The 11,972-nt window shown below is 52.6% G+C and carries 4 protein-coding genes; all 4 read left to right on the top strand.

Going from position 1 to position 11,972, the window contains the following annotated elements:
• Positions 1 to 56 precede the first annotated feature (56 nt).
• The 4 genes from gltB (CFLAV_RS09835) (at position 57) to gltB (CFLAV_RS09820) (ending at position 11,943) form a co-directional block, all read left to right on the top strand.
• Positions 57 to 4,610, top strand: a complete 4,554-nt coding sequence (gene gltB, locus CFLAV_RS09835) for a glutamate synthase large subunit (RefSeq protein ID WP_007414555.1) — start codon at positions 57 to 59, stop codon at positions 4,608 to 4,610.
• Between the two features lie 97 nt (positions 4,611 to 4,707).
• On the top strand, positions 4,708 to 5,100 hold the full coding sequence (locus CFLAV_RS09830) for an ACT domain-containing protein (protein ID WP_007414554.1): 393 nt from the start codon (positions 4,708 to 4,710) through the stop codon (positions 5,098 to 5,100).
• Positions 5,101 to 5,143: 43 nt separating this feature from the next.
• Positions 5,144 to 6,640: an alpha-amylase family glycosyl hydrolase gene (locus CFLAV_RS09825; RefSeq protein WP_007414553.1), complete on the top strand. Its 1,497-nt coding sequence runs from the start codon at positions 5,144 to 5,146 to the stop codon at positions 6,638 to 6,640.
• 674 nt (positions 6,641 to 7,314) lie between these two features.
• On the top strand, positions 7,315 to 11,943 hold the full coding sequence (gene gltB, locus CFLAV_RS09820) for a glutamate synthase large subunit (RefSeq protein WP_007414550.1): 4,629 nt from the start codon (positions 7,315 to 7,317) through the stop codon (positions 11,941 to 11,943).
• Positions 11,944 to 11,972 lie beyond the last annotated feature (29 nt).

Raw genomic sequence — 11,972 nt, 5'->3', positions numbered from 1 at the left:
TATTTCGAAATCATTGCAGTAATAGTAAAATCTGTTAGTTTGGAGACGATTTGAATATGTATCCGAACCTGCCCAATTCACTGTATAATCCGAAGTTCGAACATGATGCCTGCGGCGTTGGTTTTGTCGCCAACATCCATGGCAAGCGGGAGCATCGTATTTTGGAATATGCGATTCAGGCGTTGTGCAACCTGGCGCATCGCGGCGCGCTCGACGCCGATGCGAAGACGGGTGACGGGGCGGGCGTGTTGACGCAGTTGCCGCGCGAGTTTTTCCGTCGTGAGGTGGAAAAGCTGGGTGGCAAGTTGATGAATGATGCGGACCTGGCGGTGGGATTTATTTTCATGCCACGCGGGAACAAGTATGCGATCAGCAACAGCCAGCGGATCGTGGATGAAGCGGTGGCGCAGTTTGGGATTCATAGTTTCGGCTGGCGCTTGGTGCCGACGAATGCGCGGTGCCTGGGCGACAAGGCGAAGGATACGATGCCGGAAGTTCAGCAGGTTTTGCTGGGACGCACACAGGGTTGGAGCGATGCGGAATATGAACGCCGCTTGTTCCTGGCCCGGAAAGTGGCGGAGAAACGCGCCAATGAGGAGAAGATCGAAGGATTTTACATTCCATCATTTTCGAGCCGGACGATTGTCTATAAGGGATTGTTTAATGCGCCGCAGTTGCAGAAATTTTATCCCGATTTGAAGGACCCGTTGTTCACGACGGCACTGGCGATTTTTCATCAACGATACTCAACAAACACGTTTCCAAACTGGCAATTGGCGCACCCATTCCGCATGTTGGCGCATAATGGTGAGATCAATACATTGCTGGGCAACAAGAATTGGACTCGGGCGCGGGAGAAGGAACTGACATCGAAAGTTTGGAAGGAGCAGGTGGATTTGCTCAAGCCAATCATTCAGCCCGGCGGTTCCGATTCGGCGGCGCTGGACAATGCGCTGGAAGTTCTGGAGTTGAGCGGGCGGGATGTATTGCACAGCGTGATGATGCTGGCACCGGAAGCCTGGGAGAAGATGACTGACATGAAGCCGGATTTAAAGGGCTTTTATCGGTTTCATTCCTGCTTGAATGAACCTTGGGATGGACCGGCGGCGGTGGTGTTTAGTGATGGACGTTTCATTGGCGCAACCTTGGATCGCAATGGACTGCGGCCGGCGCGTTACAAGATTTATGAGGATGGTTTGATGGTGATGGGCAGCGAGGCGGGCGTGGTGCATCTGAATGAAAAGGATGTCGTTCAGAAAGGGCGACTCGGGCCGGGCAAGATCATCGCCATCGACACCAAAGAAGGCAAGCTGCTCGACAACGATGAGGTGAAGGCATACGTGGCGGGGCTGAAGCCGTATGCAGATTGGTGCAAGAAGAACATGTTGCTGTTGACGGAGCATGCAAAACCTTTCGAGGTGAATCATAATCCGGTAAACATCCTGGACTTGACGTTGCAGCAGATTGTTTTCGGTTGGGACCAGGAAGAGTTGCGCGAGGTTTTGAAGCCAATGGCGACGACGGCGAATGAGCCGGTTGGTTCGATGGGTGATGACACGCCGCTGGCGGTGCTCTCGAAGAAGCCGCGTTTGCTTTACGATTATTTCAAACAGCTTTTTGCGCAGGTGACGAATCCGCCGATCGACAGCATTCGCGAGAAGATCGTGATGTCGTTGTCCACTTACATCGGACCGCGGAAGTCGTGGCTGGAGGAGAGTCCAGAGCATGCGAAGGTATTGCGCGTGGATAGTCCATTCCTGCTTGATTACGAGCTGAAGGCGTTGGAGAACATTCCTGATCCGGCGTTCAAAAGTGAGACGGTGTTTTGTCATTTCAGCGCGGAGCAAGGTGCCTCTGATTTTGAAGCAGCGTTGCAATCCATTTGTGAGAAGGCATCGCTGGCAGTGGAGAATGGCAAGGCGATTCTGGTGTTGAGTGACCGTTTTACCGATGCGGCCAAGGTGCCGATTCCCTTGTTGCTGGCAGTGGGAGCGGTGCATCATCATTTGATTCGCGAAGGAAAGCGCATGCGGATTTCCATCGTGGTGGAATCAGGCGCGGCGCGTGATGTGCATCATTTTGCGTGTCTCATGGGATACGGGGCATCGGCGGTGAATCCATATATTGCGATCGATACGATCCGGCAATCGGTGGAGAGTGGTGAATACGGAGATATTTCCCTAGAGAAGGCGATTGCGAATTTCCGCACGGCGATAGAAAGCGGGATGCTAAAGATCATGTCGAAGATGGGAATTTCAACTATTGCGAGTTATCGCGGTGCGCAGATTTTCGAGGCGATTGGATTGTCCGACGAAGTGGTAGACCGATGCTTCTTTGGGACGACTTCGCAGATTGGCGGGATTTCACTGGCGCAGATTGCGGAGGATGCGTTACGCCGTCATCAGCAGGCATATGGAACTCCTGAGTCTGCGTTCCTGGATGATGGCGGGAATTACCGGGTGGCCAAGGGCGGTCGCGGAGAATTTCATGCTTACAATCCGCAGGTCGTGCTGACGCTGCATCGTTTCATCAAGAGTGGCAAGCGCGAGGAGTTTTTGAAGTTCATGGAGACAGTGCAGAAGCGTGAGCCAGTGGCTCCTCGTGACCTGCTGCGCTTCAAACCGGGGATGCCGGTGCCGCTCGAAGAGGTGGAGCCGGTCGACAATATTCGCAGCCGTTTTACGACTGCCGGAATGAGTTTGGGTGCGTTGTCGCCAGAGGCGCATGAAGCACTGGCAATCGCGATGAACAGCATCGGTGGCAAATCGAACTCGGGTGAAGGCGGCGAGGATTCGGTCCGTTACTCGGTTCGTCCCAATGGGGATAATCCGAATTCGGCGATCAAGCAGGTGGCGTCAGGACGTTTCGGGGTGACCCCGGAATATCTGGCGAGCGCAACGGAGTTGGAAATCAAGATGGCGCAGGGATCGAAGCCCGGTGAAGGAGGTCAGTTGCCGGGGCACAAGGTATCGCCGTTGATCGCGCGGTTGCGTCACAGCGTGCCGGGAGTGCCGCTCATTTCCCCGCCGCCGCATCATGATATTTACAGCATTGAGGATCTGGCGCAGTTGATTTACGACCTAAAACAGGTGAACCCTCGCGCGAAGGTTTGCGTGAAGCTGGTTTCGGAATCGGGTGTGGGAACGATCGCGGCAGGTGTGGCGAAGGCGTATGCGGACGTGGTGTTGATCAGCGGACATGATGGTGGGACAGGTGCGTCACCGTTGAGTTCCATCAAACATGCGGGTGGGCCGTTTGAATTTGGTGTTGCCGAAGCGCACCAGACTTTGATGTTGAATGATTTGCGATCGCGAATCGTGTTGCGCACCGATGGCGGCATGAAGACCGGCCGAGACATTGTGATGGCGGCGATTTTGGGCGCGGAGGAATTTAATTTCGGCACGGCGGCATTGATTGCAGCCGGTTGCGCGATGTTCCGTGTGTGTCACCTCAACACCTGTCCCGTAGGAGTGGCGACGCAGAAAGAGGAATTACGGCTGAAGTTTCGAGGCAAGCCGGAAAACGTGGTTGCGTTTTTCAATGGCGTGGCGCAGGAAGTAAGAGAGATTTTGGCCAATTTGGGATTTCGTTCCTTGAACGAAATCGTGGGACGAACAGATTTGCTGGAGCGCAGGCCAGTGGAGGATTTTCCTGAAGAGATACGGGCGAAAGTGGCTAGTTTGGATCTGAGCAAACTGCTTTACCAGGTAGATCCGAGCGGGACGGCGACGCGCATCCATACACGCGAGCGGAACGAGCGATTTGGTGACAGCTCACTCGATGACAAGATCATGCATGCCGCCAAGGATGCATTGAATGGCAATGGCAAAGTAAAGCTGTCGTATGAAGTGACCAACGTTCATCGGAACATCGGCACGCGGATTTCCGGTCACATTGGTTTTACGGTGGGGGACAAAGGGCTCGAAGAAGGAGCGATTGATATTACGTTCAAGGGCAGCGCGGGACAGAGTTTCGGCGCGTTCCTGGCCAAGGGTATCCGGCTGCGATTGGTGGGCGAAGCCAACGATTATGTTGGCAAAGGCATGAACGGCGGCGAGATCATCGTGCGGCCATCAGACAAGTGCAAGTTTGTGTGGTCGGATAACACGATCCTGGGCAACACCATAATGTATGGTGCGACCGGCGGCCGGTTGTTTGCGGCGGGGCGAGCCGGTGAGCGTTTCTGTGTGCGCAATTCCGGAGGCGTGGCAGTCGTGGAGGGCGTGGGTGATCATGGTTGTGAATATATGACCGGCGGCCTGGTGATTGTTTTGGGAACGACCGGACGTAACTTCGGCGCCGGAATGAGCGGGGGAAGGGCGTATGTTTATGATCCGGAAAATATTTTTCCAAATCGTTATAATGATGCGATGATTGGTATTGAACGGTTGAGCGATGTGGAGGAAATCAAGCGGGTGCAGTCGTTGATTTATGCTCATTTGGAGAATACCGAGTCACCGCGCGCAAACGAAATTTTGAAGAACTGGAAGGGAACCGTGACCCGTTTCTGGCGGGTAGTGCCACATCCATCCGAAGCGAAGCCTTCCGGGCGGCCGGTGCATGAACCCGCGGAGGAAAAGACCGAGCCGGCGCCAAAGGGCGGCTTCTGACAGGTAAACGAACATTCAGTTTCGGATTGCGAAGATGGGAGAAGCGGAGCACTGTTTCCTTATCGTTCGCAGTTAAATTCGGGATTCGCAACTAATTATGGAAATCACCAAACAACTCGCTATTTTCCTTGATAATCGCCCGGGCACGCTGGCGCGTGTCTGTGAAGCATTAAGCAAGGTGAAGGTCAATATTTACGCCATCACCACCAGTGATACTGTGGACCATACCGTTATACGCATGGTGGTGAGTGATTCGCGGAAGGCGATCGATGTCTTCGAGGAACATGGAACATTGGTGGTTGAGGACGATGTCATCATGTTGGAGGGCGACAATAAGTCCGGGTCGCTGGCAAATATCGCGAACAAACTGGCGGGAGCTGGCGTGAACATCGAGTACTGCTACAGCGCGACCAGTCCGAATGCGAAAAAAGGGTTGATGATCCTGCGTACATCCAATGCGCAGAAAGCTCTCAAAGTTCTGAACACATAATTTCACGCCTCGCGTTGCAGAGGGTGAGTAGTGCCTGTTTAAGATGTTGCTCTCATGTATGGGCCATCCTCTTCTCCATGAAATTAATACGCGCTGCTGGTTGCGCTCATTAGCAGAAGAGCAGGGCAGGCCAGTTACACTCGAATCAGTTCCTGATTCCGAGTTTGATCGGTGGAAGCAGCTTGGGTTTACCCATATTTGGTTGATGGGCATATGGACCACGGGGCCGAAGAGCAGATCGCATGCTTTGCATAACCCGAGTTTGCGCCAGCGATACACGGAGCTTTTGCCTGGATGGCAGGAAGAGGATGTGCCGGGTTCACCTTATGCCATAGCTGATTATGAGGTGCCTGCAGATTTGGGCGGCGAAGCAGGACTGAAGAAATTTCGCCTGAGACTGAATGGACATGGGCTCAAGCTGGTTTTGGATTTTGTGCCGAATCACGTGGGCCTGGATCATCCGTGGGTCGAGTCGTGGCCGGAGTTACTCGTTCACAGCAGCGCCAGGAGGGATGGAACCTTTCAGGAACGGACCTTACGCGGAACGCTTTGGATTGCACATGGGAAGGACCCATATTTTGGGCCCTGGACAGACACGGTGCAGTTGGATTATCGGAATCCCGCGACCCGAACAGCAATGATTCAAGTACTGAGATCAATTGCCCGTCGATGCGATGGAGTCCGATGCGACATGGCGATGCTGTTGCTCAACGGGGTGTTCCAGAAAACGTGGACTCACTTTCCCGCCAATCATGCAAGCGCGGAAGGAGAGTTTTGGTCAGAGGCGATTTCAGCTGTAAAGGCAGACAATTCCGAGTTTCTGTTTATTGCGGAGGCGTACTGGGGATTGGAAGGAAAGCTGCAATCGCTTGGCTTCGATTATACCTACGATAAGGACAGCTATGATCTGCTCGTGGAACGGAGATACAGTGAGTTTCAGAGGCATTTGTTGGACAACCCGCCTGAGTATCTGGCCAGAAGTGTGCATTTTCTGGAAAACCATGATGAGAAGAGGATCTCATCGATTTTGTCTTTGGAAGAAGAACGTGCAGCGGCACTGGTGATGATAGGGTTGCCGGGGATGCGGTTATTGTACGAGGGGCAGATGCAAGGGGTAAAAATACAAACGCCCGTGCAACTTGGGCGTTGGCCACGAGAGAAAGCGGTTCCGCAAATTGAAGAGATGTACTTCAACCTCCTCACCAGCTTAAGGAAATCCGCCGTGGGAAAGGGAGAAGGCAAAGTGCTGCAACCACAAGCCGCCTGGGATGGGAATCCAACGATGCAAAACTTCGTCGTTGTGCAGTGGAAAAAGGTGGACTGGAAAATTGATGTGGTGGTGGTGAATCTGGCGTCACATCGCGGCCAGTGTCGTATCTGGCTCGAGGAGCCCGATTTGAAAAGGCACGATTGGGAGATGCGCGATTTACTTGGCAATGAATGTCATATGCGCAGTGGAGCAGAAATGGTGAGCCAAGGTTTGTATCTCGATTTGCCGGAATACGGCGCCCAAGTGTTCAGGTTTACCGTAAAAGCCTGAGCTTTGTATATACCCAATGCCAATATTAATTTCCGAAATGGGGAAAAGAACCGGAAGGAAGGCAGAAAATAAGTCTGCAGAAAGTGGAGACTGATGAGTCATGGGCTTGGGGACGGGGAAATTCATTAGTCATTGTGAGCAGGGTGCTTTTGATTTGAGGCGGCGTTGTCGGCCTGGTCGCTATCTACTGATAGCGCCTGCGGCCTCCGCCTTGCCTCAAATCAAAATCCCTCCTGCCATTCGGAAATTTCTTTTGACATTCGGTATAGCAAGCTGGCGCTCAGCTTGTTCGTTCCTTCGCCGGGCAGCACTTATTGGACTAAATAACTCTACACAAGCTCAGGGGGCGTTTGCGGCCATCACGACTTAATATTTTGCCCAAACGACTCCACTGGAATTGCGATAGGACGGTGAATCCGATAATCAGGCCAAGCGCCGGAGTCCGGTAAGGTTCTCTGAATGGTCAAGTCATGTAGCACTTTGATTTGTTTTCTTTCTCGAAAATCGTGCAAATTCGGCTCTCACAATTGTAGTTTGCAGGCAAGCAGGAGGACTAGATTAACCACACTGGCAAAATAGTAGCAAAAAAGTTTGAACAAACTATTGCACACCGCAAGCATTTCGGTAAAAACTTAGAGAATTACATTTTTTTGGTATTAACGATGAATTAGAAGATGGACAATCAGAACCATATAGACAGCCATATTACTACTATTGGCCTGCCGCAAAAGCAGGGCCTTTACGACCCACAGTTTGAACACGATGCCTGTGGCGTCGGATTCGTCGTCAATATAAAAGGCAAAAAGTCCCACGAGATTATCCGCCAGGCAATTCAGGTGCTCTTGAATTTGGACCATCGTGGCGCTTGTGGTTGCGAAGCCAACACCGGGGACGGAGCTGGAATTCTTATCCAGACACCCCATGGTTTTTTGAAAGCGGTATGTGCCAAGGAAGGCATAGACCTTCCTGAACCTGGCCAATATGGCGTTGGTTTGCTCTATCTGCCTCCCATTGATGGCGAACGCAAAGAATGCGAACAGATTTTTGGGAAAATTGTAGCTGAAGAAGGTCAACGAATCATTGGCTGGCGCGATGTGCCGGTGGACAACTCTTCATTGGGCAATACCGCGAAATCTTCCGAGCCGCTTATGCGGCATGTTTTCATCAAGCGCGATCCTAAAATCAAGGATGACATGGCGTTTGAGCGCAAGCTGTACGTCATCCGCAAGCGTGCCACGAATGAAATTCGTCGTGCCGGGTTTCCGGGCAGCAATTATTGGTATACGGCGAGTCTTTCGTACAAAACCTTGGTTTACAAAGGAATGTTGAACACCGAGCAGGTGGACAAGTATTTCCTGGACTTGCGTGATCCGGCGATGGATTCAGCTCTGGCGCTGGTACATTCCCGTTTCAGCACCAACACCTTCCCGAGTTGGGAACGCGGGCATCCTTATCGCTACGTGGCGCACAATGGCGAAATCAACACACTGCGTGGCAACATCAATTGGATGCATGCCCGGCAGTCGATGTTTGAGTCAGAACTTTTTGGCCAGGACCTGAAGAAGATTCTTCCCATTATCAATACCGATGGCAGTGACTCCGCCATGTTTGATAACTGTCTCGAGTTACTCGTAATGGCTGGGCGTTCATTGCCCCATGCCATCATGATGATGATTCCGGAGCCATGGGCAAACCATGAAACCATGAGCGACGAGCGCAAGGCGTTCTACGAGTATCATAGCTGTCTCATGGAACCATGGGATGGTCCGGCTTCAATTGCCTTCACTGATGGCAAGATGATTGGAGCCATCCTGGATCGCAACGGTCTGCGTCCGTCGCGCTATTACGTCACCAAGGATGATTTGGTGGTCATGGCTTCTGAAGTGGGTGTATTGGATATTGCGCCGGAACGGATTTTGCAAAAAGGCCGTCTGCAACCAGGACGCATGTTCCTCATCGACATGGAGCAGGGACGCATTGTGGCGGATGAAGAGATCAAGGACAAGGTCGCCAAACAGCATCCTTATCGTCAATGGCTCAATAAGTACATGGTTGAGATGGCAAACCTGCCCGGGGTGACGCATCTGCCGGAGCCGAGCCATGAAACCGTGCTCCGCCGTCAACAGGCATTTGGTTATACCTTTGAAGACTTGCGCATCCTGATGGTTCCGATGGCACGTGATGGTGTTGAAGCTGTTGGTTCCATGGGAACTGATACGCCCCTAGCCGTGCTCTCGGATAAGCCACAGCCGCTTTACAATTACTTTAAGCAACTCTTTGCGCAGGTTACCAATCCTCCCATTGATTGCATTCGCGAAGAAATTGTTACCTCCGCGGAAACGACCATTGGTTCCGAGCGCAATTTACTCAAGCCCATTCCGGAGAGTTGCCATCTGATTGAGCTGAAATCGCCTATTTTGACGAATGAAGAATTTGCCAAGTTGAAGCACGTCGATCATGAAGGCTTCAAGTCGGTTACCATACCAATCCTCTACAGGATAAATGAAGGTGAAAAAGGTTTGGAACGAGCCATGGGTGATTTATACGCCAAGGCGGATCGTGCCATTAATGACGGTGTCAACATTCTGATTCTTTCCGATCGCGGAATTGATCGTGAGAACGCCGCAGTTCCTGCTTTACTGGCCGTTTCCGGTTTACATCATCACTTGATTCGCCAAGGGACACGCACCCGTGTCGGGCTGGTATTGGAAAGCGGCGAGCCTCGTGAAGTGCATCATTTCTCGCTCCTGATTGGTTATGGCGCGGGAGCCATCAATCCTTATCTGGCGTTTGAGACCTTGGATGACATGATCCGGCAAGGGTTGCTTAAGAACATCACGCACAAGGATGCATGCAAGAATTTTGCGAAAGCGGCGGTGAAGGGTGTGGTGAAGGTCATCTCCAAGATGGGTATCTCCACGATTCAGAGCTACCGTGGTGCACAAATATTCGAAGCGGTTGGTCTCAAGAAGTCGGTCGTTGATAAATATTTCACCTGGACACCGACACGTATCGAAGGTGTGGGTATGGACGTCATTGCCACGGAAGTGCAGATGCGCCATCAGCATGCGTTCCCTGAGCGTCAGACGAACGGCCACACACTCGAAGTGGGAGGTAATTACCAATGGCGCGCGGAAGGGGAAGTGCATTTGTTCAGTCCGCAGACCGTGCACAAGCTGCAGCAGGCGGTTCGGGCGAATAGTTATAATGCCTTTAAGGAATACTCGGCTTTGGTCAATGACCAGACGCGCAAACATTGCACTCTGCGTGGATTGCTCGATTTAAAGCTGGCGGCCAATCCGATTTCCATTGAAGAAGTGGAATCGGTGGAATCCATTTTGAAGCGTTTCAAAACGGGTGCGATGTCGTACGGTTCCATCAGCAAGGAAGCGCATGAGAGTCTGGCAATTGCGATGAACCGCATTGGTGGCAAGAGCAACACCGGTGAAGGCGGGGAAGATTCTGCCCGGTATATTCCCGATGCGAATGGCGACTCGCGTAATAGCGCCATCAAGCAGGTGGCTTCCGGACGATTTGGCGTCACGAGTTTGTATCTCGTCAATGCCAAGGAAATTCAGATCAAGATGGCGCAGGGAGCAAAGCCTGGCGAGGGCGGTCAGTTGCCGGGTGGGAAGGTTTATCCGTGGGTTGCCAAGGTGCGCCATGCCACGCCGGGTGTGGGACTCATTTCGCCGCCGCCACATCATGATATTTATTCCATCGAAGATTTGGCGGAATTGATTCACGACCTGAAGAATTCCAACACACGCGCACGAGTCAGTGTGAAACTGGTTTCTGAGGTGGGTGTGGGCACGGTTGCTGCCGGCGTGGCCAAGGCTCATGCCGATGTGGTGTTGATCAGTGGTTTTGATGGAGGCACAGGCGCCTCGCCACAGACCAGCATCAAACATGCGGGTATCCCATGGGAACTCGGCCTGGCTGAAACTCATCAGACACTATTGTTGAATAATTTGCGCAGCCGAATCGTGGTGGAAACGGATGGTCAGTTAAAGACTGGCCGCGATGTTATTGTGGCTGCTTTGTTGGGAGCTGAAGAGTTCGGCTTTGCCACCGCTCCGCTCGTGGCGTTGGGTTGTATCATGATGCGCGTGTGCCATCTGAACACCTGTCCGGTTGGGGTGGCGACACAGGACCCTGAGTTGCGAAAAAACTTTACCGGCGATCCGGCTCATGCGGTGAATTTCATGCGGTTCATTGCCCAGGAAGTGCGCGAGTTGATGGCACAACTTGGATTCCGCACTGTAAATGAAATGGTGGGGCGCACTGACTTGCTCGAGCCGAAGAAGGCGATCGAGCATTGGAAGGCCAAGGGACTGGATTTGTCCAACATGCTTTACCAGCCCAAGGTGGGAAGTGATGTGGGGCGTTATGCGCAAATGGTGCAGGACCATGGCTTGGACAAGGCACTCGACAATACCACTTTGCTCAAACTTTGCGCACCCGCTCTGGAGCGGAAGGAAAAAGTCGTCGCTGACTTGCCGATACGCAACGTAAACCGGGTGGTGGGAACGATTCTCGGCAGCGAAGTGACTCGTCGCTACGGTGTTGAAGCGTTGCCGGAAGATACGATTCAGTTGAATTTCAAAGGTTCGGCTGGTCAGAGCCTGGGAGCTTTCGTGCCCAAGGGAGTCACCTTGAGGTTGGAAGGCGATGCCAATGATTACGTCGGAAAAGGTTTGTCCGGCGGCAAGATCATCGTTTATCCGCCAAAGGGTTCCACGTTCAACCCGGCGGAGAATATTATCATCGGTAACGTGGCGCTCTACGGAGCGACCAGCGGTGAGGTTTACATCGGCGGTATGGCTGGCGAGCGTTTTTGTGTTCGTAACAGCGGTGTCAACGCAGTCGTTGAGGCTGTGGGCGACCATGGTTGTGAATACATGACTGGTGGCCGGGTCGTGGTGCTCGGACCCACAGGCCGTAACTTTGCTGCTGGCATGTCTGGTGGTGTTGCCTACGTGCTGGATGAAACAGGTGATTTCAAGAGTCGCTGCAACCAGCAGATGGTTGGCTTGGAAAAGCTGGAAGATGCGACAGAGATCGAAGAACTGCAGCAAATGATCAAGCGTCATGCTGATTACACCCGCAGCCAGCATGCCTTCAAAATACTGGCGCTCTGGGATGAAACGGTGCCGAAGTTCGTCAAAGTGATGCCCAAGGATTACAAACGTATGTTGCAATCCATCAAGCGTGTGACCGAAGCCGGTCTGAGCGGTGAGGAGGCATTGATGGCGGCCTTTAATGACAATGCCAAGGACGCTTCACGCGTCGGGGGCGGCTAAGGCAATGTGTGATTGATCAGCACCAACGA

Origin of the sequence: Pedosphaera parvula Ellin514, from assembly GCF_000172555.1 — a bacterium.
Lineage (GTDB): Bacteria > Verrucomicrobiota > Verrucomicrobiia > Limisphaerales > Pedosphaeraceae > Pedosphaera.
Note: the sequence above shows the minus strand (reverse complement) of the source record. Positions and strands in the feature narration are given on the sequence as shown.